Annotated in this window: 22 protein-coding genes; 13 read left to right on the top strand and 9 right to left on the bottom strand. The window is 74.6% G+C overall.

The features are described from left to right. Positions 1–106: 106 nt before the first annotated feature. Together ACWENR_RS04235 and ACWENR_RS04230 are read right to left on the bottom strand one after the other, a co-directional pair. On the bottom strand, positions 107–841 hold the full coding sequence (locus tag ACWENR_RS04235; RefSeq protein ID WP_452275611.1) for a Type 1 glutamine amidotransferase-like domain-containing protein: 735 nt from the start codon (positions 839–841) through the stop codon (positions 107–109). Between the two features lie 107 nt (positions 842–948). Next, complete coding sequence (locus tag ACWENR_RS04230; RefSeq protein ID WP_452275610.1) at positions 949–1,431, bottom strand: hypothetical protein; 483 nt, start codon at positions 1,429–1,431, stop codon at positions 949–951. Between the two features lie 141 nt (positions 1,432–1,572). Between ACWENR_RS04230 and ACWENR_RS04225 the strand changes: the two genes are divergently transcribed. Genes ACWENR_RS04225 through valS form a run of 5 tightly spaced genes read left to right on the top strand, consistent with a single transcriptional unit; the run spans position 1,573 to position 9,855 of the window. Then, a complete protein-coding gene (locus tag ACWENR_RS04225) occupies positions 1,573–3,024 on the top strand; it encodes a DNA-3-methyladenine glycosylase 2 family protein (protein WP_452275609.1) in 1,452 nt (483 codons plus the stop codon). Continuing rightward, positions 3,021–3,521, top strand: coding sequence for a methylated-DNA--[protein]-cysteine S-methyltransferase (locus ACWENR_RS04220; RefSeq protein WP_452275608.1), 501 nt, complete (start codon positions 3,021–3,023; stop codon positions 3,519–3,521). The genes ACWENR_RS04225 and ACWENR_RS04220 overlap by 4 nt, the downstream gene beginning before the upstream one ends. Before the next feature lie 48 nt (positions 3,522–3,569). Beyond that, positions 3,570–5,387 (top strand): ABC transporter ATP-binding protein, encoded by a 1,818-nt coding sequence (locus ACWENR_RS04215; protein ID WP_452275607.1) that lies wholly within the window; start codon positions 3,570–3,572, stop codon positions 5,385–5,387. Further along, positions 5,384–7,234, top strand: coding sequence for an ABC transporter ATP-binding protein (locus tag ACWENR_RS04210; protein ID WP_452275606.1), 1,851 nt, complete (start codon positions 5,384–5,386; stop codon positions 7,232–7,234). Before ACWENR_RS04215 ends, ACWENR_RS04210 begins: the two co-directional genes overlap by 4 nt. Before the next feature lie 56 nt (positions 7,235–7,290). Next, positions 7,291–9,855 (top strand): valine--tRNA ligase, encoded by a 2,565-nt coding sequence (gene valS, locus ACWENR_RS04205; RefSeq protein ID WP_452275605.1) that lies wholly within the window; start codon positions 7,291–7,293, stop codon positions 9,853–9,855. 22 nt (positions 9,856–9,877) lie between these two features. Here valS and ACWENR_RS04200 read toward each other — a convergent pair whose 3' ends face one another. Then, positions 9,878–10,591 carry a TetR/AcrR family transcriptional regulator gene (locus ACWENR_RS04200; RefSeq protein ID WP_452275604.1) on the bottom strand — a complete coding sequence of 238 codons (714 nt, stop codon included), beginning with the start codon at positions 10,589–10,591 and terminating at the stop codon, positions 9,878–9,880. Positions 10,592–10,690: 99 nt separating this feature from the next. Between ACWENR_RS04200 and ACWENR_RS04195 the strand changes: the two genes are divergently transcribed. Together ACWENR_RS04195 and ACWENR_RS04190 are read left to right on the top strand one after the other, a co-directional pair. Next, complete coding sequence (locus tag ACWENR_RS04195) at positions 10,691–11,443, top strand: siderophore-interacting protein (protein WP_452275603.1); 753 nt, start codon at positions 10,691–10,693, stop codon at positions 11,441–11,443. A gap of 68 nt (positions 11,444–11,511) precedes the next feature. Continuing rightward, positions 11,512–11,958 (top strand): DUF6640 family protein, encoded by a 447-nt coding sequence (locus ACWENR_RS04190; RefSeq protein WP_452275602.1) that lies wholly within the window; start codon positions 11,512–11,514, stop codon positions 11,956–11,958. 36 nt (positions 11,959–11,994) lie between these two features. On the opposite strand, the gene ACWENR_RS04185 is transcribed toward ACWENR_RS04190, so the two are convergent. From ACWENR_RS04185 to ACWENR_RS04165, 5 genes are all read right to left on the bottom strand, one after another. Then, on the bottom strand, positions 11,995–12,645 hold the full coding sequence (locus ACWENR_RS04185) for a hypothetical protein (RefSeq protein WP_452275601.1): 651 nt from the start codon (positions 12,643–12,645) through the stop codon (positions 11,995–11,997). A 90-nt stretch (positions 12,646–12,735) separates the two neighbouring features. Further along, complete coding sequence (locus tag ACWENR_RS04180) at positions 12,736–13,446, bottom strand: ABC transporter permease subunit (RefSeq protein WP_452275600.1); 711 nt, start codon at positions 13,444–13,446, stop codon at positions 12,736–12,738. A 4-nt stretch (positions 13,447–13,450) separates the two neighbouring features. Further along, a complete protein-coding gene (locus ACWENR_RS04175) occupies positions 13,451–14,407 on the bottom strand; it encodes an ABC transporter ATP-binding protein (protein WP_452275599.1) in 957 nt (318 codons plus the stop codon). Beyond that, the gene (locus ACWENR_RS04170; protein WP_452275598.1) at positions 14,404–15,285 is read right to left on the bottom strand and encodes an ABC transporter permease subunit; all 882 of its coding nucleotides are present in this window, start codon (positions 15,283–15,285) and stop codon (positions 14,404–14,406) included. The genes ACWENR_RS04175 and ACWENR_RS04170 overlap by 4 nt, the downstream gene beginning before the upstream one ends. Then, the gene (locus tag ACWENR_RS04165) at positions 15,278–16,192 is read right to left on the bottom strand and encodes an ABC transporter ATP-binding protein (protein WP_452275597.1); all 915 of its coding nucleotides are present in this window, start codon (positions 16,190–16,192) and stop codon (positions 15,278–15,280) included. Before ACWENR_RS04165 ends, ACWENR_RS04170 begins: the two co-directional genes overlap by 8 nt. A gap of 220 nt (positions 16,193–16,412) precedes the next feature. Between ACWENR_RS04165 and ACWENR_RS04160 the strand changes: the two genes are divergently transcribed. The 5 genes from ACWENR_RS04160 (at position 16,413) to galT (ending at position 22,261) form a co-directional block, all read left to right on the top strand. Further along, on the top strand, positions 16,413–17,927 hold the full coding sequence (locus ACWENR_RS04160; RefSeq protein ID WP_452275596.1) for a glycosyltransferase family 2 protein: 1,515 nt from the start codon (positions 16,413–16,415) through the stop codon (positions 17,925–17,927). Positions 17,928–18,086: 159 nt separating this feature from the next. Further along, the gene (locus ACWENR_RS04155; protein ID WP_452275595.1) at positions 18,087–18,635 is read left to right on the top strand and encodes a DM13 domain-containing protein; all 549 of its coding nucleotides are present in this window, start codon (positions 18,087–18,089) and stop codon (positions 18,633–18,635) included. Positions 18,636–18,729: 94 nt separating this feature from the next. Next, entirely contained in the window at positions 18,730–20,259 is a 1,530-nt protein-coding gene (gene cysC / locus ACWENR_RS04150) for an adenylyl-sulfate kinase (RefSeq protein ID WP_452275594.1), read from the top strand. Positions 20,260–20,363: 104 nt separating this feature from the next. Continuing rightward, positions 20,364–21,188, top strand: coding sequence for a DeoR/GlpR family DNA-binding transcription regulator (locus ACWENR_RS04145; protein ID WP_452275593.1), 825 nt, complete (start codon positions 20,364–20,366; stop codon positions 21,186–21,188). Further along, positions 21,185–22,261 carry a galactose-1-phosphate uridylyltransferase gene (gene galT / locus ACWENR_RS04140; RefSeq protein WP_452275592.1) on the top strand — a complete coding sequence of 359 codons (1,077 nt, stop codon included), beginning with the start codon at positions 21,185–21,187 and terminating at the stop codon, positions 22,259–22,261. Before ACWENR_RS04145 ends, galT begins: the two co-directional genes overlap by 4 nt. 745 nt (positions 22,262–23,006) lie before the next feature. On the opposite strand, the gene ACWENR_RS04135 is transcribed toward galT, so the two are convergent. Further along, a complete protein-coding gene (locus tag ACWENR_RS04135; RefSeq protein ID WP_452275591.1) occupies positions 23,007–24,224 on the bottom strand; it encodes an NADP-dependent isocitrate dehydrogenase in 1,218 nt (405 codons plus the stop codon). A 136-nt stretch (positions 24,225–24,360) separates the two neighbouring features. Between ACWENR_RS04135 and ACWENR_RS04130 the strand changes: the two genes are divergently transcribed. Continuing rightward, a complete protein-coding gene (locus ACWENR_RS04130) occupies positions 24,361–25,167 on the top strand; it encodes an MBL fold metallo-hydrolase (RefSeq protein ID WP_452275590.1) in 807 nt (268 codons plus the stop codon). The last annotated feature ends 91 nt before the right edge of the window (positions 25,168–25,258 follow it).

Genomic DNA, 25,258 nt, shown 5'->3' with positions numbered 1-25,258 from the left:
ACCCCGGCACGCGGTGCGTCGTCGCCAGGTCAGGCAATACCGGATCTTGGCACGAAACGGCCCCCGGAGGGGCGCCACCGTGCCAAGATCGGCAGCGGTGGCCGGCTCAGGTGAGCAGGCGCGGCGCGATCGGGGTCTCCCGGACGGTGCCGTCCTCGGCGCGGCTGACCTCGTACGCGGAGACGCCCTCGCGGTCCGCGACCGCCTCGACCAGCCGGGCGCCCCGGTAGAGCAGGCCGGTGCCGTCGTCGGTGCAGTACGCGGTCGGCAGCGTGCCGTCGCCGACCAGCCGGTGCATCAGCGGCCGGCGCTGGCCCTCGCTGTCGTAGTGCACGCCGTTGCCGTAGGGCAGCCAGCCGAGCCCGTCGGTGAAGCCGCGCAGGGTGGTGCCGAAGCTGTCGGTGGCGCCGCCGGCGTGCCAGCAGATCGAGCCGGCGGAGACCCCGCCGAGCACGACGCCGGCCTCCCAGCACTCCCGCAGGATCTCGCCGAGGCCGTGCACCCGCCACACCGCGCAGAGGTTGGCGACGCTGCCGCCACCCACCCAGACGACGTCCTGCGCGAGCAGGTGGGCGCGGACGTCGTCGACGTTCGGCATCGGGAAGAGCGCGAGGTGCGACATCCGGAACCGGCTGCCGGCGAACGCCTCGTAGACCCTGGCCAGCGTGGTCGGCTGGTCTCCCTCGGCCTGGTTGAGGAAGCAGATCCTCGGCTCGGCCCCGGCCCCGGCCAGCTCGGCGGCGAGGTCGAAGACGGGGTTGACCCGGCGGGGCTCGCCGGCGCGGCGCGGCGCGGTGATGCCCATGCTGGTGGCGAGGATGGTCGGTTCGCTGGCGGGCACGGTCGTCCTTCCCTTGGGATCGCGCTGCCCATCCTGCCGCGCCGACCGCCGGCCACGAACGCGGGGCACGCCGGCGGTCGGCCCCGAACGCGCAGCCGCGCCGGCGGTCAGTCGCGGGGGCCGGGCTGGCGCGGGACGACCGGCTCGATCCGCAGGACGCCCGGGCCCAGCTCCCCGGCGGCGGCGAGCGGCAGCGTGAAGCGCGCCTCGGCGGCCGGGCCGGCCGCGTAGGACTCGCGGAGCATCCAGCGCACCTCGTCGGCCGTCCAGCCCAGCCCCGGGCGGCCGGCGATCTCCCGGAGCAGGCGCAGCGCCGCCCGGGTGTCGTCGTCGTAGAAGCGCATGCACCAGTGGTGCACCCACATGCCCAGCGCCCGGAGCCCGTCGGCGTCCAGCGAGCGCACCAGCCGGCCGCAGGCGGTGTCGCCGAACGCCCGCCCCGGGTCACCGGCCCGGTCCCGCTCGATGGCGCCGACGGCGGCCGGGGCGACCGCCCGCATCCGGTCGTAGAAGCCCTGCACCACCGCGCCGTCCAGCGGGGGGTGCCCGTCCCGTGTCGACGCCGCTTCCCGACCCGCCACGCTCGCCATTGCCGCACCCCTTCTTGAGTTGGTGGCCGGACGGTACCGGCCACAACCGACACTTTCGGCGCCGGGCGTCCCGTTCCCACCGGTACGACCACGTCCGATTCCCGCGAGCCGGGGGCTCCGGGCAGGGGCATCATCGGTGGTGTGGAACTGGACTTCGAGCGCTGCTACCGGGCCGTCGACAGCCGCGACCAGCGGTTCGACGGCTGGTTCTACACCGGCGTGACCTCGACCGGGATCTACTGCCGGCCGTCCTGCCCGGCGACGACGCCGAAGCGGCAGAACGTCCGGTTCTTCCCGTCGGCCGCGGCGGCCCAGGGCGCGGGGCTGCGCGCCTGCCGCCGGTGCCGGCCGGACGCCGCCCCGGGCTCCCCGCAGTGGGACGTCCGGGCCGACGTGGTCGCCCGGGCCATGCGGCTGATCGCCGACGGGGTGGTCGACCGGGACGGGATTCCGGGGCTGGCCGCCCGGCTCGGCTACACCGAGCGGCACCTGCACCGGATGCTGCGGGCGGAGATGGGCGCCGGCCCCCTCGCGCTGGCCCGGGCGCAACGCGCGCAGACCGCCCGCACGCTGATCGAGACCACCGGCCTGGGCATGGCGGAGATCGCGTTCGCCGCCGGCTTCGGCAGCGTCCGGCAGTTCAACGACACGGTCCGGGAGGTGTACGGCAGGGCCCCGTCCGAGCTGCGCAGCGCCCGCGGCCGGTGCCACGCCCCGGGCGGGGCGGGCACGATCACGCTGCGGCTCGCGTACCGTCCGCCGCTGCACGCGGGGGCGCTGCTGGACTTCCTCGCGCTGCGCGCGCTGCCCGGCGTCGAGGAGGTGCGCGACGGGTCGTACCGCCGGGGCCTGCGGCTGCCGCACGGCCCGGGCGAGGCGACCCTGACCCCGGCGGACGGGCACGTGAGCGCCACCCTGCGGCTGACCGACATGCGTGACCTGGCTCCGGCGGTGGCCCGCTGCCGGCGCCTGCTCGACCTCGACGCCGACCCGACCGCCGTCGACGGCACCCTCGCCGCCGAGCCGGCCCTGGCCGGGGCGGTCGCCGCCGAGCCGGGGATCCGCCTGCCCCGCTCGGTCGACGGCTTCGAGATGGCCCTGCGCGCGATCGTCGGCCAGCAGGTCTCCGTGCGCTCGGCCCGCACCACCATCGCCCGCCTGCTGACCCACCTCCGCCCGCCCGCGCCCGAGGGCTCCGACGCGGCGGTGCCGTGGCTGGCCGGCTTTCCCACGGCGGAGGAGGTGCTGGGGGTGCCGGACGAGGTGTTCGGGATGCCGGCGGCGCGCCGGGACACAATCCGCGCCCTGGCCGGAGCCGTCGCCGACGGATCGCTCGATCTCGCGCCGGGCGGGGACCGGACGGAGACCGTGCGGCGGCTGCTGGCGCTGCCCGGGATCGGCCCCTGGACGGCGGGCTACGTCGCGATGCGCGCCCTCGGCGACCCGGACGTCCTCCTCCCCACCGACCTGGCGGTGCGCCGGGGCGCCGCCGCCCTGGGCCTGCCCGACGACCCGAAGACCCTCGACGCGTACGCCGACCGCTGGCGCCCCTGGCGCTCGTACGCGGTGATCCGACTCTGGAGAGCAGCATGACCATGAACGACAGCACCGTCGTCGACACCCCGATCGGGCCGCTCAGCATCGTGGCCGGCCCGGACGGCCAGGTCCGCGCGGCGGGCTTCACCGGCGACCCCGAGCACCTCCTCCCCCTGGTGCACCCGACGCTGCGGGCGCCCCTGCGGCGCCGGGCGGACCTGGGGGCGGTCACCGCCGCCGTGACCGCCTACTTCGGCGGCGAGTTGACCGCGATCGACGACCTGCCGGTGCAGCAGCACACCGACGGCGTCTTCATGGCGCACGCCTGGCGGGTGCTGCGGGAGGTGAAGCCGGGCGACCCGGTGACCTACACGGCCTACGCCGGGCTGGCCGGTCGTCCCGCGGCCGTACGCGCCGCCGCGGCGGCCTGCGCCCGCAACGCGGCAGCGCTCTTCGTCCCGTGCCACCGGGTGCTGCGCACCGACGGGACGCTCGGCGGCTACCGTTGGGGGCTGGACGTGAAGAAGTGGCTTCTCGGGCATGAGCGGGCGTGACGGGAAGCTGACAGCGGCGTGACTCACGTTTGACGCTACCGTCGGGTAGTGCCTGCGGCGAGCGACGGCAACCCCGCTCCCGGGGTCGAGGCCGGCCCGCATCCGCTGCACGGCCTCTGGCGGCTGCGCCACTACCTGCGTCCCCACGCGGCCGAGTTCGGCTGGCTGCTGCTGGCCGGGCTCGCCGCCACCGGGGCCGGCATCGCCGTACCGCTGGTCACGCAGCGGGTCGTGGACGGCCCGGTGGCCCGCCAGGATCCGGCCGGGCTGCTCCGGCTGGCCGGGCTGGCGCTGCTGCTCGGCCTGGTCGAGGCGCTGCTGATCTTCATCCGGCGGTGGGTGCAGTCGTCGTCCTCGATGCGGATCGAGGCGGCGATCCGCGCCGACGTCTACGCCCACCTGCAACGGCTGCCGGCCGGCTTCCACGACCGGTGGCAGTCGGGGCAGCTGCTGTCCCGGATCACCAGCGACCTGTCGGTGCTGCGCCGCTTCCTCTCCTTCGGCCTCTTCTTCCTGGTCCTCAACCTGGTGACCTACCTGGCCGTGGTGGTGCTGCTGGTCCGGCTGCACCCCGCGCTGGGGCTGCTGGTGGCGGCGAGCGCGGTCCCACTGTTCCTGATCACCCGGCGCTTCGCCCGGCAATACCACGCCGCGTCCCGCCGGATGCAGGACCAGCAGGGCGACGTGGCCACGCTGGTCGAGGAGACCGCCCAGGGGCTGCGCACCATGAAGGCGTACGGTCGGGCGCCGGAACTGGCCGCCCGGTTCGCCGTCGACGCCCGGGCGCTGCACGACACCGGGGTCGGCAAGGGCCGGCTGCTGGCCCGCACCTCCGCCCTGCTCGACCTGGTGCCGAACCTGACCCTGGGCGTGGTGCTGGTGGCCGGCGCGGCGGCCGCCGCCCGTGGCGTGCTGACCATCGGCGAGCTGGTCGCGTTCGTCAGCCTCCAGCTGATGCTGATCTGGCCGGTGCAGTCGCTGGGCTGGATCATCGCCAACGGCCAGGAGGCGGCGACCGCCGCCGACCGGGTCCTCGACGTGCTGGACACCCCGCCCGCCATCGTGGACGCCCCGGGCGCCCTCGCCCCGCGCCGCGCCCAGGTGCGCGGCCGGCTGCGCTTCGAGGGGGTCTCGTTCCGCTACCCGGGGACCGCGGCGCCGGTGCTGCGCGGCGTCGACCTGACCGTCGAGCCGGGCGAGACCGTGGCGCTGGTCGGCGCGACCGGCAGCGGCAAGAGCACCCTGCTCTCCCTGGTGCCCCGGCTGCACGAGGTGACCGGCGGCCGGATCACCCTGGACGGGCACGACCTGCGCGAGCTGCGGCTGTCCGCGCTGCGCCGGCTGGTCGGGGTCGCCTTCGAGGAGCCGACGCTGTTCTCCATGTCGGTGTGGGAGAACCTCACCCTGGGCCGGCCGGAGGCCGGGGAGGACGAGGTCCGGGCCGCGCTCGCGCTGGCCCAGGCGGAGTTCGCGTACGAGCTGCCGTGGGGGCTCGCCACCCGGGTCGGCGAGCAGGGGCTGTCGCTCTCCGGCGGGCAACGCCAGCGGCTCGCGCTGGCCCGGGCGGTGCTCGGGCGGCCGGCCCTGCTCGTGCTGGACGACCCGCTCTCCGCGCTCGACGTGCACACCGAGGCGCTGGTGGAGGCCGCGTTGAAGCGGGTGCTGCGGGACGCCACCGCGCTGCTGGTGGTGCACCGGCCCTCCACGATCGCCCTCGCCGACCGGGTGGCGCTGCTGGAGGGGGGTCGGATCACCGCCGTCGGGCGGCACTCCGACCTGCTCGCCGACGTGCCGGCGTACCGCGCGGTGCTCTCCGCCGAGCCGGCCCCCGCGCCGCCCGACGACCGCGGCCTGGTGCGGTCGTGACCGGCGGGGCCGACCTCACCCGGTGGCGCGGGATCGCCACCGACCCGGACGCCGACCGCAGCCGGGCCGAGGACACGGCGCCGGAGGCGGTGGCCCGGCTCCGGGCCCGCAGCCGCGTGCTGCTGCGCGACCTGCTGCGCCCGCACCGGCGCCGGCTGGGGCTGGCCGTCGCGCTGCTGCTCGGCCAGAACGCGGCGGCGATGGCCGGGCCGTACCTGGTGATGCTCGGCATCGACCGGGCGATCGCGCCGCTGCGGGCCGGCGAGCCCGGCCCGTTGCTGGCGGTCGCCGCCGCGTTCGCCGTCGCCACCGCCGTCGAGTACGCGGCCCGCCGGGGCTTCCTCACCCTCTCCGCCCGGATCGGCCAGGCCGTCCTGCTCGACCTCCGCCAGCGGGTGTACGGGCACTTCCTGCGCCTGTCGGTGGCCTTCCACGAGCGGTACACCTCGGGCCGGATGGTCTCCCGGCTCACCAGCGACCTCGACGCGATCGGGGAGCTGGTCGGCGGCGGCATCGACGGCCTGGTGCTGGCGGTGCTGTCGATCCTCTCGGTGGCCGCCATCCTGCTCTGGCTGGACCTGCCGCTGGCCGCGGCGACCCTGCTCGCGTTCCCGTTCCTGTTCTGGCTGTCGCGCTGGTTCGCGCGCGCGTCGGCGCACGCGTGGCGGCGCACCCGGGAGACGATGGCCCTGGTCATCGTCCACTTCGTCGAGTCGATGCGGGGCATCCGGGCGGTGCAGGCGTTCCGCCGGGAGCCCCGCAACCAACGGATCTTCGCGGCGGTCAACGACGACTACCGGGTGGCGAGCCGGCAGGCGTTCCGGCTGATGGCGACGTACTCGCCGGGCATCAAGGTGATCGGCAACGTGACCGTGGCGGTGGTGCTCTGCTACGGCGGTTGGCGGGTGCTGGGCGGGAGGACCGAGGTCGGCGTGCTGGCGGCCTTCCTGCTCTACCTGCGGCGGTTCTTCGAGCCGATGCAGGAGCTGAGCCAGTTCTACAACTCGTTGCAGTCGGCCACCGCCGCCCTGGAGAAGCTGGCCGGGGTGCTCGACGAGCGGCCGTCGGTGGCGGAGCCGGCGCGGCCCGTGCCGCTGCCGGCGGGGCCGAGGCGGGGGGCGGTCGAGTTCCGGGCGGTCACCTTCGGCTACCGGCCGGACGCGCCGATCCTGGCCGGGCTCGACCTCGCCGTCCCGGCCGGGCAGACCGTGGCCCTGATCGGGCCCACCGGCGCCGGCAAGTCGACCGTGGCGAAGCTGCTGGCCCGGTTCCACGACCCGTCCGCCGGCACGGTCCGCCTCGACGGCGTCGACCTGCGCGACGTCGCCGACGCGGAGCTGCGCCGCGCGGTGGTGCTGGTGACCCAGGAGACCCACCTCTTCGGCGGCACCGTCGCGGAGAACATCCGGTTCGGCCGGCCGGGCGCCGACGACGACGCCGTGGCGGCAGCCGCGCGGGCGATCGGCGCGCACGAGTTCATCGCGGCCCTCCCCGACGGGTACGCCACCGAGGTGCACCGGCGCGGCGGTCGGCTCTCCGCCGGCCAGCGGCAGCTCGTCGCGTTCGCCCGGGCGTTCCTGGCCGACCCGGCGGTGCTGATCCTGGACGAGGCGACGTCCTCGCTGGACGTGCCGACCGAGCGGCTCGTGCAGCGCGCCCTCGGCACCGTCCTGCGGGACCGCACCGCCCTCGTGATCGCGCACCGGCTCTCCACGGTGGAGACGGCCGACCGGGTGCTGGTGCTCGACGCCGGCCGGATCGTCGAGGACGGCCCGCCCGACCGGCTCGCCGCCGCCGGCGGCCGGTACGCCGCCCTGCACCGGCAGTGGCGCGAGTCCCTGGTGTGAGGCCCGCGCCCGGCAATCCCGTGGCCCGGCCGTCGACCGCTGCCTACCATCGACGGATGACCGACACGGCGAGGACGGCCCGCGCCGGCGTCCCCGAGCGTCCGACCCTGGACGGGCTCGAGGAGACCTGGGCGCGCCGCTGGCAGGAGGAGGGCACGTACGCGTTCGACCGCTCGAAGGAGCGCTCGGACGTGTACGCGATCGACACCCCGCCGCCGACCGTATCGGGCGAGCTGCACATGGGGCACGTCTTCTCGTACACGCACACCGACCTGGTGGCCCGGTTCCAGCGGATGCGGGGGCGGGCGGTGTTCTACCCGATGGGCTGGGACGACAACGGCCTGCCGACCGAGCGGCGGGTGCAGAACGTCTACGGCGTGCGCTGCGATCCGACGCTGCCGTACGACCCGGACTGGCGGGCCCCGCGGACCCCGGTGGACGAGGCCGCCCGCCGGGACCCGACGCCGATCTCCCGGCGCAACTTCATCGAGCTGTGCGAGCGGCTGACGATCGCCGACGAGCAGGTCTTCGAGGCGCTGTGGCGGCGGCTCGGCCTCTCCGTCGACTGGTCGCTGACGTACACGACGATCGGGCGGGCGGCCCGGGCCGCCTCGCAGCGCGCGTTCCTGCGCAACCTGGCCCGGGGCGAGGCCTACCAGGCGGAGGCGCCGACGCTGTGGGACGTCGGCTTCGCCACCGCCGTCGCCCAGGCGGAGCTGGAGGACCGGGAGCGGCCCGGGGCGTACCACCGGCTGCGGTTCGCCGGGCCGGGCGGGCGCGAGGTGCTGATCGACACCACCCGCCCGGAGCTGCTGCCGGCCTGCGTGGCGCTGGTCTGCCACCCCGACGACGAGCGGTACGCCGACCTGGTGGGCGGCACCGCGCGTACGCCGGTCTTCGGGGTGGAGGTGCCGGTGCGGGCGCACCCGCTGGCGGACCCGGCCAAGGGCACGGGCGTCGCGATGGTCTGCACGTTCGGCGACCTGACCGACGTGACCTGGTGGCGCGAGCTGCGGCTGGACACGCGCGTGGTGATCGGCCGAAACGGCCGGCTGCTGCCGGACGCGCCCGCCGGGGTGCCGGCGGGGCCCTACGCGGCGCTGGCCGGGCAGACCGTCAACGGGGCCCGGCGCACGCTGGTGGGGATGCTGGCCGACGCCGGCGACCTGGTCGGCGAGCCCCGCCCGATCACGCACCCGGTCAAGTTCTACGAGCGCGGCGACCGGCCGCTGGAGATCGTCTCGACCCGGCAGTGGTATCTGCGCAACGGCGGCCGGGACGTCGCCCTGCGCGAGGAACTGCTGGCCCGGGGCGGGGAGCTGCGCTGGGTGCCGGAGCACATGCGGCACCGCTACGACCACTGGGTGGGCGGGCTGACCGGCGACTGGCTGGTCAGCCGGCAGCGCTTCTTCGGCGTGCCGGTGCCGGTGTGGTACCGGCTCGACGACGCTGGCGAGCCGGACCACTCCCACCCTCTCACGCCGGACGAGTCCGCGCTGCCGGTCGACCCGTCCAGCGACGCTCCGCCCGGGTTCGACGAGTCCCGACGGGGGCGGCCGGGTGGCTTCGTCGGCGACCCGGACGTGCTCGACACCTGGGCCACCTCGTCGCTGACCCCGCAGATCGTGGGCGGCTGGGAGACCGATCCGGACCTGTTCGCCCGGGTCTTCCCGATGGACCTGCGCCCGCAGGGGCAGGAGATCATCCGCACCTGGCTCTTCTCCACCGTGGTCCGCTCGCACCTGGAGCACGGGGTGCTGCCGTGGCGGGACGCGGTGCTCTCCGGCTGGATCCTCGACCCGGACCGCAAGAAGATGTCCAAGTCCAAGGGGAACGTGGTCACCCCGATGGCGCTGCTGGAGCAGCACGGCTCCGACGCGGTGCGGTACTGGGCGGCGAACGGCAAGCCGGGCATGGACCTCGCCTTCGACCCGGCCCAGATCAAGGTCGGCCGGCGGCTGGCCACCAAGCTGCTCAACGCGTCGCGGTTCGCCCTCGGGCTGGGCGCGGCCGACGCGCTGCGGGCGCCGGCGACCGAGCCGCTGGACCGCGCCATGCTCGCCGAGCTCTCCGGCGTGGTCGCCACCGCGACCTCCGCCCTGGAGGCGTACGACCACACGGCGGCGTTGCAGGCCGCCGAGAGCTTCTTCTGGCGGTTCTGCGACGACTACATCGAGCTGGTGAAGGAGCGCGCCTACGGCTCCGGGCCGGGTGCGGACTCGGCCCGGGCGGCGCTGGCCACCGCGCTGTCGGTGCAGTTGCGGCTGTTCGCGCCGGTGCTGCCGTACGCGACCGAGGAGGTCTGGTCGTGGTGGCGGTACGGCTCGGTGCACCGCGCGCCGTGGCCGACCACGTACGAGGTGGACCGGGCGGTCGAGGGCGCCGGCGAGCCGGCGCTGCTGCGGCTGGCCGGCGACGCCCTGGGTCAGGTGCGCCGGGCCAAGTCGGAGCGGAAGCTGTCGATGAGGGCGGAGGTGCCGCTGGCCGAGGCGCTCGGCCCGGCGCCCCTGCTGGACCAGCTCACCGCGATCGCCGGCGACCTGCGCGCCGCCGGCCGGATCACGAAGCTGGACCTGCTTCCCGACCGCACGCCCGAGCTCGTGATCGCCTGCGCGTTCTGACCGGGGCGCCCCGCCGCGCCTGCTACGGCGCGGCGGGGTCCAGGGCGAGTCGGGCGGAGAGGTCGCGCAGACACTCCTCGAAGACGGGCTCGACGTCGGTGTAGGCGAAGTCCAGCTGGTGCAGGACCTCCATGCACAGCAGCCCGTACAGCCGGATCCAGCAGTCGAGGAAGACGTGCGCGGCCTCGGGCGGCAACTGCCCGTCGATGGCGGCGGAGTAGGCGACTAGCTGTTCGCGCTGGGACGGGGGCAGGGCGGCCAGGTCCGGCGTCGGGAACGGCCGCGTCCGCCACAGCTCGACGGTCAGGTCGAGCAGCACCTGTTCGAACCGCAGGGCCGCCTGGTGCCGCGCCGAGTCCGGCCGGCGGTTCGGCGCGGCGATCGGGCTGGCGAAGATCCAGCCGAACTCGGCCGGATGGGCTACGGCCCAGGCTCGCATGGCCCGGCAGGCCGCCAGGATGCGATCGCCGACAGGGGCGTCGGCACGGGCGTCGCGGGCCTCCTCCATCGCGGCGGTCATCTCGCGGAAGAAGCCGGCGGTGACCGCCCCGACCAGCTCGTCGTGCCCGGCGAAGTAGTGGTAGAGCGCCGGCCCGCTCATGCCCACCTGACGGGCCACCGCGTTGATGGTCACCGCGGCCGATCCCTGCTCGACGAGCAGCCTGCGCGCGGCCGCGTGGATCTCCTCCAGGGTCGCCTGGCGCAGTCTCTCCCGCCTGCTCGCCGGTGCCGGCATCGCCGCCCCTCCCGTGTCGCCCACCCTCGCCGGTTGACATCCTAGAGCACCTATGATTATTTATGGCCTCTAAATAATCTAGAGACTCTAGGAGGAGCCATGGCCCGCACGACGCGCAATCCCCTGAACGCCGTCTTCGGCAAGTACGCCCACGAGGCCACCGTCACCGTCGCCGAGCAGGTCACGCCGACGATGCGCCGCCTCCGGCTGGCGGCCGACCAGCCCGTCACCTTCCCCTGCGCCCCGGGTCAGCACATCCGGATCCAGCTGACGGACCCGCTGTCGGTGGCGGGCATCCTGCGTCCGTCCGCGACGCTGCGCACGTACACGATCTGGGAACTCGGTCCCGACCGGCGGGCCGTCGAGCTCCGCGTCCACCTCTATCCGGGCGACGGCATCGGGCTGCGGTGGGCCAGGGCGGCCCGGGCCGGCGACCGGGTGACCTTCTGGTGGGCGCAGGGCCACTTCTTCACCGAACCGGCGCCGTACCACGTGTTCGTCGGGGAGGAGACCGCCAGCGCCGCGTTCGGGCCGATGATCCGGGCGCTGGACGCCTCGGCCAGGGTGTACGGGGTCATCGAGAGCGAGGGCCCCGAGCACGACCTGCCCATGCCCGGAAACCGGCCGTTGCGCCGCGTCCACCGGCACGGCCGGCCGGCGGCCTCCTCCCAGGTGCTGCTCGCGGCCGTGGCCGACCTCGACCTGCCGGACGACGCCGGGGCCGCCTACGTGGCCGGCGAGGCCAGGACCTGCCAGCTGGTGCGCGACCACCTGGTCCGCGAGCGCGGCTGGCCGCGCGCCTCCGTGAAGGTCAAGCCGTTCTGGGCCCCCGGCAAGCGGGGCCTGCACTGAGCCGCCGCCGCCCACGCCTACCCCGACGCCCTGACGAGACCGACTGCTGCCGAGAGGTGGAACCTCCCATGACCCTGCCACGAACCCTGACCGCCCTCGTCGCGACGGTGACGACGGTCGGCGCCGTCCTCGCCGACCTGGTCGTCCCCGACCTGGCGGCGCAGCACGTGCACAACCCCGGCTGGCCGCCGCACGCCAGGTTCCACGACGCCCAGTACGTGGTGATGACCGTTCTGCTCGGCCTCATCGGTCTGGCACTCGCCGCCCGGCCGGGCCCGACCCTGCGGGCGCGGCTGCTCTGCGCCGACGCGGTCGTGGCCACCCCGTGGCTCGGCATGCTCGGCGCGCTGCTGTTCCCCGGGACGGCCGCCTACGATCCGGAGTTCGCCGACCGGACCGTCTTCGTCCTCGGCCTGCACGGGCAGATCTTCATGGCCGTCGTCCTGCTGCTGGTCCTGCTCGGCGCGGCGGCGGGGGCCCTGCGCATGCCCGTCCGCCATCCGTCGCCCCGGTGACCGGGGAAGGCGGCCGAGGGCCCGCACCTGCCGCCGTCACCAGCCGCGCAGCAGCCGCAGGCCCAGGAGGAAGGCGACGACGGCGGGGCCGACCAGCAGGGTGATCGCCTGGAGGCGGTACGGCATCCGGTGCCGGGTCAGCTCCACGGCGTTGCCCAGCACGATCACCCCGGCCAGCATCAGGAACGCGCCCCACATCGGCGCGGCCCCGACGTCGACCAGGTCGACGCGGACCAGTTGCAGCGTCCCGCCGAGCAGCAGCGCGCCGGCCAGCGCCAGCAGGGCCACCGCCCGGTGCAGCCCCCTGGCCAGCGGGTGCACCAGCCGCCAGCGGTAGGTCCCGGCGACCGCCAGGCACGGCAGGATGACCAGAAGGGGCCAGCCCCGACCGACCACACCGAACATCAGCAGCGCCCCGACCGCGAACACCAGCCCGCCGAGGCTGGCGACCACGTATCCGGCGAAGGCCCGCCCGCCGCCCCTGGCCAGCAGCGGCCCGCCGGCGGCGGCGATCAGCGCGCCCGGGATCAGCACGAACCCCGCCCACCAGTGGAAGTGCCCGCTGGCCTGGGCGGCCGTGGTGGTCGCCGCCGCCGCCAGCCCGGCCACCGCCAGGCTGATCAGCCGGTGCCGACCGGCACCGGGATAGGAACCGCGCGACATCGCCAGACCCGCCTCCGCACTCACCCCCACAGCCTCGCCGGGCGGCGCGGCCCAGACCATCCGGCCAGCCCTACCATCGCGCGTCGGGCCGCCCGGACGGCCGCCGCGCGACGGTCAGCTCGTCTCGCCGGCCACGCTGAAGGAACGCAGCCGGTCGATCGCCAGCACGGTGAAGCCCACGCTGATCAGCGCGGCCATCACCGCCGCCACCGGCACCGAGACGCCGGCCTCCAGCAGCCCGGTGGGGGCCATCCGGTCGGCGAGGGTGATCACGTACTGCTGGATGGAGAGCACCTTGGTGCCGCTGACGACGTTGCCGAGCAGCCCCTCCCAGATGAGCACGTAGACCAGGCCCAGCAGCACCGGTCGCCGGGTGACCATGCTGAGCGCCACGAACAGCGCCGAGTACGCCAGCGCGCCGACCGCCGACGCGGCGGCGAGCGCCAGCCCGAGGCGTACCGAGTCGGCCAGCACACCCGCCACGTAGAGCGGCACGGCGACGGTGACCGCGGTGACGCCGGTTGCCACCGCCAGCTTGGGCAGCACGATCTGCCAGCGCGGCAGCGGCTTGGTCAGGATGTGCACGACCGTGCCGTCGTCGATCTCGGCGCCGAGCACGCCGGTGCCGACGATCAGCGCGACCACCGGCAGCACCACGGCCAGGCCGAGGCCGACCAGCACCGGCGGACCCCACTGGCCCGGGTCCACCCCGAGCGAGCGGGAGAGCACGGCGAGCAGCACCAGCACCACGGGCAGCGGCAGCAGCATGAGGAACCGGCGACGCCCGAACAGCCCCCGCACGGTGATCCAGGAAACGGTAGACATGGGTTCAGGCCTCCACGAGGTAGGAGAAGACGCTCTCCAGGGATTCGTCCTCGGGCACCAACTGCCGCACCCGGATGCCCTTCGCCAGGGCGATCTTCGGCAGGACGCGGGTGAACGCCCCGTAGTCGCCGGCCCGCACGGTGAGCCCGGTGCGGCCCAGCTCGACGCCGGTCACCGACGCCTCGGCCATCAGCGCCACGGCGAGCGCCCGGTCGTCGGTGGAGTGGACGGCGAAGACGTGCGGCCGGTTGGTCATCAGCCGGCGGATGGTGCGGAAGTCGCCCGAGGCGGCCAGCCGGCCGGCCACCATCACCTGGACGGTGCCGGAGACCTGCTCGACCTCCTCCAGGATGTGGGAGCTGAACAGGATCGTCCGGCCCGCGTCGCCGAGGCGGTGCAGCAGCTCCATCATGTGCAGCCGCTGGCGCGGGTCCATCCCGTTGAACGGCTCGTCGAGCAGCAGCACCTGCGGCTCGTGCACCAGCGCCGCCGCCACCCGGGCGCGCTGCCGCATGCCCTTGGAGTACGTGCCGATCCGGCGGTCCTGCGCGCCCTCCAGCTCGACCAGGGCGATGGCCCGGCGGGCCGCCTCCGCCGGGTCGGGCAGCCGGTGCAGCTTGGCGCTGGCCAGGACGAACTCGTGCGCGGTGAGGAAGGTGTGCACCGCCTCCCGCTCGCTCACCAGGCCCAGCCGGCGGTAGACCTCCGGATTGCGCCAGGTGGGCCGGCCGTCGAGGGTGACCGCGCCCCGGGACGGGGCGAGGAAACCGGCCATCATGTGCAGCAGGGTGGTCTTGCCGGCCCCGTTGGGGCCGAGCAGCCCGGTGACGCCGGGGCCGAGGCGCATGCTGACGTCGTTGACCGCGACCACGTTGCCGTACCAGCGGGAGACGCCGGCGAGGTCCAGGGTGCTGGTGGCGGCGGGAGTGCCCGTCGCCGGGTCGGCGCTGATCGTGGTCATCGGGCGGCCACCTTCCGGTATCGCAGCAGCAGGAGGGCCACGCAGCCGGCCACGAGCAGCGCGGCGGCGGCCGCGTAGACGGGGCCGAAGTCGCCGATCGGCAGCCCGCCCTCCCCCTCGAACAGCAACAGGTCGCCGAGCGCCCAGGTGCCCACGCCACCCACGAGCGTCGAGGGCGAGGCGAGGAAGGCCAGCTCGTTGACCGCCTGCGAGGGCATGATCGTCAGGGTGCCGACGATCGGGGTGGTCATCAGGAACACGGCCACGATCCCGCCGGCCGCGAACGCCCGCTTGCCGGTGAGCGAGGCGACCAGCAGGCCGATCGAGGCGAAGACCGTCGCCCAGAGCCCGGCGTAGAGGAGGCTGGGCAGCAGGTCGAGCAGCTCGTTCCAGACGCCGCGCATGCCGTCGCCGGTGGTGAAGGCGGCGCCCAGGAACATCAGCAGCTGCGGCCCGCCGAGCAGCAGCCAGAGCGCGGTGGCCAGCGCCAGCAGCTTGGCCAGCGGGTAGTCCGAACGCGGCAGCGGCCGGGAGAAGTAGAGCGGCAGCACCCCGCTGCGCAGGTCCCGCGAGACCAGCTCGGGGGCGACCACCGCGACGAAGAAGATGACCAGCCAGCTCATGTTGTCGGCGAACTGCGCGTACGTCATCACCGCCTCGCCGATCTGGCTGCGCACGGCGGTGAGCCCGGCGGCCACCACCGTGACGATGCCGACCACCAGCCAGGGGAAGATCTTGGCCTTGGCGCTGCGGCCCAGCCCGAACGCCGTCCGCAGGCCGTGCAGGTAGAGCGCGCCGAAGACGGCCCGACGGCCAAGCCGGGGGCCGGTGTAGCGCTGGTAGCCGATGTCGTGGATGACGCCGGTGGGCTCAGGCATGGCTGGGCTCCCTCGTGGCGAAGAGCTCGGCCACCCGGTGCCGGCGCTGGTCCAGCCGGTGCAGTGGCAGGTCCAGCTCGGCGACCGCGCCGAGGATCAGGTCGTAGGTGTCGTCGTCGGCCAGCTCGACGAGGAGCAGCCGGCCGTCCCGGCGTACCGGCAGGTCGAGCGCGGCCAGGCGGGCGGCCAGTTCGTCGGTGCCCTCGCTGACCTCGACGGCGAGCACGTCGGTGGCGGAGGTCATGGCGGAGATGTGGTCGGCGCGCAGCAGCCGCCCGCCGTCGATGGCGACGAGCGTGTCGCAGATCCGTTCCACCTCGCCGAGCAGGTGCGAACAGACCAGTACGGAGATGCCGAACTCCGTGCCGATCCGGTGCACCAGGGCCAGCATGGCGTCGCGGCCGGCCGGGTCGAGGCCGTTGGTCGGCTCGTCGAGCAGCAGCAGGTCGGGGTCGTGCACCAGGGCCTGGGCGAGCTTCACCCGCTGCTTCATGCCGGTCGAGTAGCCGCCGACGGGGCGGTAGCGCTCCTCGTAGAGCCCGACGTGCCGCAGCGCCTCGGAGGCCCGCTCCCGGGCCACGGTGCGCGGCAACCCGCTCATCCGGCCGAGGTGGGTGACCAGCTCGGCGGCGGAGAGGTCGGGCGGCAGGGCGTCGTGCTCGGGCATGTAGCCCACCCGGGCGCGGACCCGGGCGGAGTCGGTGGCCGGGTCGAGGCCGAGCACCCGGACCCGCCCGCTGGTCGGGGCGAGGAGGCCGAGCAGGATCTTGATCAGCGTCGACTTGCCGGCGCCGTTCGCGCCGACCAGCCCGATGATCCCCGGCTCGACCGCGACGGTCAGGTCGGCCAGCGCGGTGACCCCACCCCCGTACGTCTTGGTCAGCGACTCGGTCGCTATCAGTGTCACGACGTCAGCCTAGGAGGCGGAAGCTCCCGTGGGCAGCGGCTCGCCCCGGGCGCTCCCCTGATCCTCGCCGCCCGTGTCCCCTAGGGTCCGCGCGGTCGCCGCGCAAATTTCGTGGAAATCTACCCGCAACCTAACGGGTGGGCGGAACGTCCACCATAGAGCGGTTCACCGCTGCCCGGCGACCGGAGCCGACCGGGGCCGACCGACCACGGGGAGAAGCATGACCGGCGGTACGACGTCACCCAGGGTGAGCGTGGTGGTGCCCACGCACGACACCGGGCCGCACATCGACAGCCTCGTCGCCTCGCTGCTGCGCCAGTCGTTGCCGCCGACGGAGTTCGAGGTGATCTTCGTCGACGACGGCTCGACCGACGACACGCCCGCCCGGCTGGAGAAGCTCGCCGCCGAGCACCCGCACTTCCGGGTGCTGCGCATCGAGAACTCGGGCTGGCCGTCCCGGCCGCGCAACCTCGGCGTCGCCGAGGCCCGAGGCGAGTACGTGCTGTTCGCCGACGACGACGACTGGCTCGGCGACGAGGCGCTCGAACGGCTGCACGACTGCGCGAAGGCCCACGGCGCGGATGTGGTGATCGGCCGGATGGCCGGGCACGGGCGCGGCGTGCCGCGGGAGCTGTTCCGGCGGAACCGGTTCGACGCCACCCTGGCCAACTCGCCGCTGATCGACAGCCTGACCTGCCACAAGATGTTCCGTCGCGCCTTCCTCGACGAGCACGGGCTGCGCTTCCCGGAGGGCTGGCCGCGGCGGCTGGAGGACCACCGGATGGTGGTGCGGTCCTACCTGCTGTCCCGGCGGACCTGCGTGCTGGCCGACTACACCTGCTACCACCACACGCGCCGCGGCGACGCCGGGAACGTGACGGCCAACCGACTGGACCCGGCGGAGTACTACGCCAGCCTGCGGGAGGCGCTGGACATCGTCGACGCGCACACCGAGCCGGGGCCGCTGCGCGACCGGCTGCACCGCCGCTGGCTGCGCAACGAGATGCTCAACCGGGTACGCGGCAAGCGGCTGCTCGACGCCCCCGACGACTGGTTGGCAGAGGTCGTACGGGAGATCCAGGGGGTGATCCGGGAGCGGTTCGCGCCCGGCGTCGCCGCCGGCCTGCCCCCGCTGCAACGGGTGCTGACGCACCTGCTCGAACAGGGTCGCACGGCGGACCTGCGCCGGATGGCCGAGTGGGAGGCCGGCGTCCGCGCCGTCGGCGCCGTCGAACGGCACCAGCTGTCCGGCGCCACGCTGACGATCGCGGTCTCCGCCCGGCTGGAGTCGGCCGGCCGGCCCGTCGCCTTCACCGCCGACGGCGACCGGGACGTCCTGGTGCTGCCGGTCGACGGCGTCGATCCCGCGCTGCGGGAGGTGCCGGCCGTCCTCGACCGGAGCAAGCTCGACCTGGTCGCCCGGCACGAGGTGACGAGGGAGGAGCTGTTCCTGCCGGTCACTGTCGAGCACAACTGGATGCCCGGTCCCGCGGGCGTCCGGCACCTGCGGCACCGGGCCGTCGCCACGGTCGACACCGCCACCCTGAACGGGGGCCGCACCGCGGGCGCCTGGACGCTCAAGGCCCGCGTCACCAGCGCCGGCTGGGCCGAGGACGGCCCCCTGCGGCTGCGGCTGCGGTTCCCCGCCGACGGCGCCGCCCCGGTCGTGGAGGACTACCAGAGTTTCTGGCCCCGCCTGCGCCGGGCCGTCCGGCGCCGGATCGGGCGTCGCTGACCGGAACGCCGCTCGGGGTGGGCCGGCGGACGAACCTCCGACCGGTACCGCCGGGCGGTCCGCCCGGACGAGCCCCTGACGGCAGCGACGCCGGGCGGGCCGGCGGAAGGGCTTCCGCCGGCCGGTGACAGGGCGCGGCGGGGCCGGCACACTGTCCACATGCTCACCAGACTGCTCCGTGGGCCGCTGACGTGGGCCGTGGTCGTCGTCCTGGCGGCCGGGTCGGCTTTCGGCCTCTACTGGTTCCAGCCCTGGAAGGCGGTCACCGACGCCGAGGTCGACGAGGCGCTCACGAGCGTCGAGCCGGCACCGGCCTCCTCCTCCGCCGCCGGCACGCCCGCCCCCACCGGCCCCGTCCTGGTCAGCCGCGGTGACTTCGTGACCCACGAGCACGACACCTCCGGCAGCGCCCGGATCGTCCGCACCCCCGACGGCCGGCACCGGCTGGAACTGGTCGGGCTCACCACCTCCAACGGCCCGGACCTGCGGGTGTGGCTCACCGACCAGCCGGTGCGCACCGGCACCGCCGGGTGGCGGGTCTTCGACGACGGCCGGTGGGTCGAGCTGGGCCGGCTCAAGGGCAACCGGGGCGACCAGGGGTACGAGATCCCGGCCGACGTCGACCTGGCCGGCCTGACCAGCGTCTCCATCTGGTGCAAGCGGTTCGCCGTCTCGTTCGGCGCGGCGCCCCTGGCGGCACCCCGCTGATCCGCCGGCCGCACCCCCTGCGAGTGGAGTGGCGCTCTCGACCGATCGCCGACGGGCTGAGAAACTGTGTGCCGGTCAGTGGGTTGGGGGATGGATGAGCAACGGCTGGGTGCTGCCCGACGAGGTGCTCCGGGACGCGCCGGCGTACACGCCGCGCCCTGGTGAGCTCGCCGACCTGGAGCTGCTGCTGACCGGGGCGTACGCCCCGCTGGCCGGCTTCATGACGCGCGCCGACCTGGTCTCCGTCGCCCGCCGGGGCCGGCTCGCCGACGGCGCCCCCTGGCCGGTGGCGGTGACGCTCCAGGTGCCCACGGCGCTCGCCGCGGGCCTGGACCCGCGCGACGAGACGCGCCGCCTGCTGGTGCTGACCGACGGCGAGGGCGCGCCGGCGGCGGCGCTGGAGGTCGCCGACGTCTGGCAGGTCCGCGACGGGGTGGCCGGCGTCGGGGGCTCGGTGCGCCGGCTCGGCGACGGCGGTCACGGCCCGTTCCAGCGGCTGCGCCGCACCCCGGAGGAGGTACGCGCGCTGCTGCCCCCCGGCCGGGTGCTCGGGGTGATCGCCGACCGCCCGCTGCACCGGCCCCAGCTCGCGCAGATCGCCCACGCCGTCCGGACGCTCGGCGCCCACCTGCTGGTGATGATCCCCGTCGGCGAGGACGGCACCGGTGGGCTGCCCCCGGAGGCGCTGGTGCGCAGCGTCTTCGCCGCCCGCGACCGGATGCCGCCGGCCACCCTGGTCGCCGTGCCGCTCACCCGGCGCCGCGACGAGATCAGCGACGCGCTGCTGCGTGCCCGGGTGTCGGCGGCGTACGGCGTGACGCACCTGCTCTCGACGGGCGAGACGCTCTCCGGCGCGGGCCTGCGGGTGCTGGTGCCGCGCGAGCTGGCCTACGACAACCGCGACGGGCAGTGGCGCTGGCGGGAGGACATCCCGCCGCGCAACCGGCGCCTGGCGCTGACCCAGGCGGAGATCGAGGACCTGCTCGACCGGGGCTTCCCGTTGCCCGAGTGGCACACCCCGCCGGCGGTGGCGAGGGAGCTGGCCCGGGCCCGGCCGCCCCGGCGGCACCGGGGCCTGGTGGTCTTCCTGACCGGGCTCTCGGGCTCCGGCAAGTCGACCATCGCGCGCGGCCTCGCCGACGCGCTGCGCGAGCAGGGCGACCGGACGATCACGCTGCTCGACGGCGACGTGGTGCGCCGCGAGCTCTCCGCCGGCCTGGGCTTCAGCAAGGCCGACCGCGACCTCAACGTACGGCGGATCGGCTGGGTGGCCGCCGAGATCGCCCGGCACCGCGGCGTCGGCATCTGCTGCCCCATCGCCCCGTACGCGCAGGCCCGCGCGACGGCCCGCGAGATGGCCCTGGCCGCCGGGGCGGGCTTCCTGCTGGTGCACGTCGCGACGCCGCTGGAGGTCTGCGAGCAGCGCGACCGCAAGGGCCTCTACGCGCGGGCCCGGGCCGGCCTGCTCACCGGGATGACCGGCATCGACGACCCCTACGAGGAGCCGACCGACGCGGATCTCGTCGTCGACACCAGCGACCTGACGGTCGACGAGGCGGTCCAGGCCGTCCTGCACCACCTCACCGAGACCGGTTGGGTCGAGCCCCGGCTCCAGTCCACCTGATCCGCGCCCTTCTGCTTCCGTGGGTCACCCGCGCGCGCTAGTGTTCAGCTTTGTTCGAACACGTTTGACCGCGTGAGAGCGCGGGAGGCACGGAGGTGCGGCAGGTGCTCGCTCAGCAGCGTCAGGCGGCCATCCTCGACCGGGTACGCGCCACCGGCGGCGTGCGGGTCACGGAGCTGGCGGCCGAGTTCGGCGTCTCCGACATGACCATCCGGCGCGACCTGGAGGCACTGGACGAGCGCGGCCTGCTGGCCAAGGTGCACGGCGGCGCGACGGTCGCCGGCTCGACCGACGAACCGGGGTTCCGGGCCAAGTCGGTGCGGCAGCTGGCGGAGAAGGCCGCCATCGCCGGGCGCGCGGCGGAGCTGGTCCGGCCGGGCGCCGCGATCGCCCTCTCCGCCGGCACCACCACCGCCGAGCTGGCCCGCCGGCTGGTCGACGTGCCGGGCCTGACCGTGGTCACCAACTCGCTGCCGGTGGCCGAGATCCTGCACGCCGGCGGCCGCCCGGACCAGACCGTGGTGCTCACCGGCGGGGTGCGTACGCCCTCCGACGCCCTGGTCGGGCCGCTGGCCGTCGGCGCGGTCCGTTCACTGCACCTCGACCTGCTCTTCCTCGGCGTACACGGGATCACCGAGCGGGCTGGCTTCACCACCCCTAACCTGATGGAGGCCGAGACCGACCGGGCGCTGGTGGCCGCGGCCGACCGGCTGGTGGTGCTGGCCGACCACACGAAGTGGGGCACGGTCGGCATCTCCTCCATCGTCGAGCTCTCCGCCGCCCACGTGCTGGTCACCGACGACCGGTTGCCCCCGGACGCGCGGCGGGCGCTCGACGACCGGGTCGGCGAGCTGGTGATCGTGCCGGTCGCGGACGGGGAACGGGCGGCCGCCCGCACGGCCGCCACCGCGGAAGGGGTGACCCGGTGAAGCGCACCGCGATCGAGCTGGCCGACGGCCGCGAGCTCGTCTACTTCGACGAGCGCGACGACGCCGTCCGCGACCAGCCGGACCGCCGCGAGCTGCCCCCGCCGCCGCCCGCGTCGCAGCTGCGGCTCGACCCGCTGACCGACGAGTGGGTGGCCGTCGCCGTGCACCGGCAGACCCGCACCTTCCTCCCGCCGGCCGACCAGTGCCCGCTCTGCCCCAGCACCGCAGAGCGGCACAGCGAGATCCCGGCCCCCGACTACGACGTCGCCGTCTTCGAGAACCGGTTCCCGTCGCTCAGCGGCCGGGTGGCCGACGAGCCGGCCGAGATCACCCCGTTCACCCCGGTCCGGCCCGGGCTGGGCCGCTGCGAGGTGGTCTGCTTCACCGACGACCACCACGCCTCGTTCGCCAGCCTGCCGCCGCGCCGGGTGCGCACCGTGCTCGACGCGCTCGCCGACCGCACCGCCGTGCTCGGCGAGCTGCCCGGCGTCGAGCAGGTGTTCTGCTTCGAGAACCGGGGCGTGGAGATCGGCGTGACCCTGCACCACCCGCACGGTCAGATCTACGCGTACCCCTTCGTGACGCCGCGCACCCGGGCGCTCCTGGCCGCCGCCCGGCGGCACGCGGACCGCACCGGCGGGCGCAACCTCTACGCCGACGTGCTCGCCGCCGAACGGGCCGCAGGCGACCGGGTGGTCGCCGCCAACGAGCACTGGACGGCGTACGTCCCGGCGGCGGCGCGCTGGCCGTTCGAGGTGCACGTCGCCCCGCACCGGCCGGTGCCGGACATCCCGGCGCTCGACGACGCCGAGCGGGACGCCTTCGGGCCGCTCTACCTCGACGTGCTGCGCCGCTTCGACGGGCTGTTCGACATGCCGATGCCCTACATCGCCGCCTGGCACCAGGCCCCGGTACGCGTCGACCGCGAGCTGGGCCACCTGCACCTGCAGCTGTTCAGCATCCGGCGGGCGAAGGACAAGCTGAAGTACCTGGCCGGCTCGGAGTCCGGCATGGGCGTCTTCATCAACGACATCGCCCCGGAACGCGCCGCCGAACTCCTCCGCGCCGCCTGAGCGACCGGGCCGCCGGACGCGCGGGGCGCGGGCCTGAGACAGTACGCGGCGCGCGACGCGCGGGAAGAGCGCTGGGCGCGGCACGGGGCCCGGGCAGGGCGCGGCACGGACAGAGCGCGCGGGGCACGGACCTGAGACAGTGCGCGGCGCGCGACGCGCCGGAAGAGCGCTGGGCGCGGCACCGGCCCCGGACAGGGCGCGGCACGGACAGAGCGCGCGGGGGCACAGGCCTGAGACATTGCGCGGGGCGCGCAAGCCCGGACAGGACGCACGGGGCCGGGACGGGACCCACGACTGCGGAGACAGGGCGCGGGGGGCCCGGGACAGGGCCCCCCGCAGGGAAGGGACGGCTGGCTGTGCGCGACAGCCGGGAAGGTTGGCTGATCGGCACGCCTGCCGCGAGGCGACCGCGGTCAACCTTCCTGGACGCGACTGGCATCTCGTCCACCCAGGTCAACGAGGCGCGCCGAGCCAGGTGACGCGGCCCGGCGCGTCACCGCCCGACACGCCGCCAGCCGATGACGGCCGAACAGATCTTGGTAGGAAACGGCCCCCCAAGGGGCCCTCCGCTACCAAGATCCAAAATCGGCGGGACGGCAGGAGCCCGCCGGTGCCACCCGCGGAACGGCAGGAGGCCCGCCGGTGCCACCCGCGGAACGGCAGGAGCCCGCCGGCGGGTGCCGGCGGGCTCCTGGGTGACACGGCGGCGGCACCACGACGGTGCCGCCAGGGTGTGCCCGGAGGATCAGGCGGAGAGCCTGCGCGCCAGGTTCTCGTCCAGCGCGGTCATGAACTCGTCGGTGGTCAGCCACGGGGCGTCCCGCGAGATGAGCAGCGCGAGGTCCTTGGTCATCTGGCCGCCCTCGACGGTGTCGACGATGACCTGCTCCAGGGTGTTGGCGAACTCGGTGACCGCCGGGGTGCCGTCCAGCTTGCCCCGGTGGGCCAGGCCCCGGGTCCAGGCGTAGATCGACGCGATCGGGTTGGTCGAGGTCTTCTCGCCCTTCTGGTACTGCCGGTAGTGCCGGGTGACGGTGCCGTGCGCGGCCTCCGCCTCGACGGTGCGGCCGTCCGGGGAGAGCAGCACCGAGGTCATCAGGCCGAGCGAGCCGAAGCCCTGCGCCACGGTGTCGGACTGCACGTCACCGTCGTAGTTCTTGCAGGCCCAGACGTACCCGCCCTCCCACTTGAGCGCGGCGGCGACCATGTCGTCGATCAGCCGGTGCTCGTAGGTGAGGCCGGCGGCGTCGAACTCGGCCTTGAACTCGTTCTCGAACACCTCGGCGAAGATGTCCTTGAACCGGCCGTCGTACGCCTTGAGGATGGTGTTCTTGGTCGACATGTAGACCGGGTAGTTGCGGTCCAGGCCGTAGCGGAACGAGGCGCGGGCGAAGTCCCGGATCGACTCGTCGTAGTTGTACATGCCCATGGCGATGCCGCCGCCGGGGAAGTTGGCGACCTCCATCTCCATCGGGGTGCCGCCGTCGGCCGGGGTGTAGGTGATGGTCACCGTGCCCGGGCCGGGGACGACGAAGTCGGTGGCCTTGTACTGGTCACCGTGGGCGTGCCGGCCGATGATGATCGGCTTGGTCCAGCCGGGGACGAGCCGCGGCACGTTGGACATGATGATCGGCTCGCGGAAGACGACGCCGCCGAGGATGTTGCGGATGGTGCCGTTCGGCGACCGCCACATCTTCTTCAGGCCGAACTCCTCGACCCGGGCCTCGTCCGGGGTGATGGTCGCGCACTTGACGCCGACGCCGTGCTCCTTGATGGCGTTGGCGGCGTCGACGGTGACCTGGTCGTCGGTCTCGTCGCGGTGCTGGATCGACAGGTCGTAGTAGTGCAGGTCGACGTCGAGGTAGGGCAGGATCAGCTGCTCCCGGATCTGCTTCCAGATGATCCGGGTCATCTCGTCGCCGTCGAGCTCCACGACCGGGTTGTTTACCTTGATCTTCGCCATCGACCGGCGCTCCTCTCGGGGGACACGTGCTCAAGCAGTACGAGCGTACTGGAAACGGGCCGGCAGCCCCCAGCCGGCCTCGGTCGGGCCGGATAACGGGATGCACGGCGCGGGATTTCGTTGGCATCATCGCCCGATGCCACCGCGCCGCACCCTCGGGTCTATCACGGTCACCGCGCTCACCGACGGGGAGGGGCCGTTCTTCCAGCCCCGTGAGGAGGCCTTCCCGGACGCCACCGGCGAGCACTGGCGCGCGGCCGATCGGCGGGACCCGGACGCCGTCACCGCGGACGGCCGGTGGTGGCTCCGCTTCCGCAGCTTCGCCATCCGCGCCGGGGACGGCCCGGTGACCCTGGTCGACGCCGGGATCGGCCCGGCCGACTCCCCCGCCGCGAGCTGGGCGCCGGTGCCCGGGCGGCTGCCCGCCGAGCTGGCCGCCGCCGGCATCGACCCGGCCGACGTACGCACGGTGGTGCTCACCCACCTGCACTCCGACCACATCGGCTGGGCGGTCACCGGCTCGCCGGGCACGCCGTACTTCCCGAACGCCGACTACGTGCTCCAGCGGGCCGAGCTGGCCGCCGTGGAGAGCATCAACCCGGCGCTGCCGGCCGGCCTGGTCGCGCCGTTGCGCGCCGCCGGCCAGCTCCGGGTGGTCGACGGCGAGGAGCGGATCGGCCTGGGCGTACGGCTGCTGCCGACGCCCGGCCACACTCCCGGACATCAGTGCGTGCTGCTCGACGACGGCGACGAGCGCCTGCTGTTCACCGGTGACCTGCTGGTTCACGCCGTGCAGCTGGTCGACCCGGAACTGGGGTACGCCCACGAGACGGACCCGGAGACCGCCCGCGCCTCCCGGGTGGCGCTCCTGCGCGCCCTGTCCACCCAGCGCCCCACCATCCTGGCCACCCCCCACCTGACGCCCCCTTTCCTCCCCCTCTAGACGAGTAATTCCTAAGTCCATCCAGGGCTGCGGACGCAGCGAAGGGTGTTGATGATCCGTTTGTGACGACAGACCTCAACACCCTTCTCAC

This window comes from Micromonospora sp. NPDC004336 (assembly GCF_053602615.1).
Note: the sequence above shows the minus strand (reverse complement) of the source record. Positions and strands in the feature narration are given on the sequence as shown.

Excerpts from the sequence above, each read along its gene's own strand:
- ACWENR_RS04230 (WP_452275610.1), bottom strand. The coding sequence starts at position 1,431 with ATGGCGAGCGTGGCGGGTCGGGAAGCGGCGTCGACACGGGACGGGCAC.
- ACWENR_RS04220 (WP_452275608.1), top strand. The coding sequence starts at position 3,021 with ATGACCATGAACGACAGCACCGTCGTCGACACCCCGATCGGGCCGCTC.
- valS (WP_452275605.1), top strand. The coding sequence starts at position 7,291 with ATGACCGACACGGCGAGGACGGCCCGCGCCGGCGTCCCCGAGCGTCCG.
- ACWENR_RS04200 (WP_452275604.1), bottom strand. The coding sequence starts at position 10,591 with ATGCCGGCACCGGCGAGCAGGCGGGAGAGACTGCGCCAGGCGACCCTG.
- ACWENR_RS04195 (WP_452275603.1), top strand. The coding sequence starts at position 10,691 with ATGGCCCGCACGACGCGCAATCCCCTGAACGCCGTCTTCGGCAAGTAC.
- ACWENR_RS04190 (WP_452275602.1), top strand. The coding sequence starts at position 11,512 with ATGACCCTGCCACGAACCCTGACCGCCCTCGTCGCGACGGTGACGACG.
- ACWENR_RS04180 (WP_452275600.1), bottom strand. The coding sequence starts at position 13,446 with ATGTCTACCGTTTCCTGGATCACCGTGCGGGGGCTGTTCGGGCGTCGC.
- ACWENR_RS04175 (WP_452275599.1), bottom strand. The coding sequence starts at position 14,407 with ATGACCACGATCAGCGCCGACCCGGCGACGGGCACTCCCGCCGCCACC.
- ACWENR_RS04170 (WP_452275598.1), bottom strand. The coding sequence starts at position 15,285 with ATGCCTGAGCCCACCGGCGTCATCCACGACATCGGCTACCAGCGCTAC.
- ACWENR_RS04160 (WP_452275596.1), top strand. The coding sequence starts at position 16,413 with ATGACCGGCGGTACGACGTCACCCAGGGTGAGCGTGGTGGTGCCCACG.
- ACWENR_RS04155 (WP_452275595.1), top strand. The coding sequence starts at position 18,087 with ATGCTCACCAGACTGCTCCGTGGGCCGCTGACGTGGGCCGTGGTCGTC.
- cysC (WP_452275594.1), top strand. The coding sequence starts at position 18,730 with ATGAGCAACGGCTGGGTGCTGCCCGACGAGGTGCTCCGGGACGCGCCG.
- ACWENR_RS04135 (WP_452275591.1), bottom strand. The coding sequence starts at position 24,224 with ATGGCGAAGATCAAGGTAAACAACCCGGTCGTGGAGCTCGACGGCGAC.
- ACWENR_RS04130 (WP_452275590.1), top strand. The coding sequence starts at position 24,361 with ATGCCACCGCGCCGCACCCTCGGGTCTATCACGGTCACCGCGCTCACC.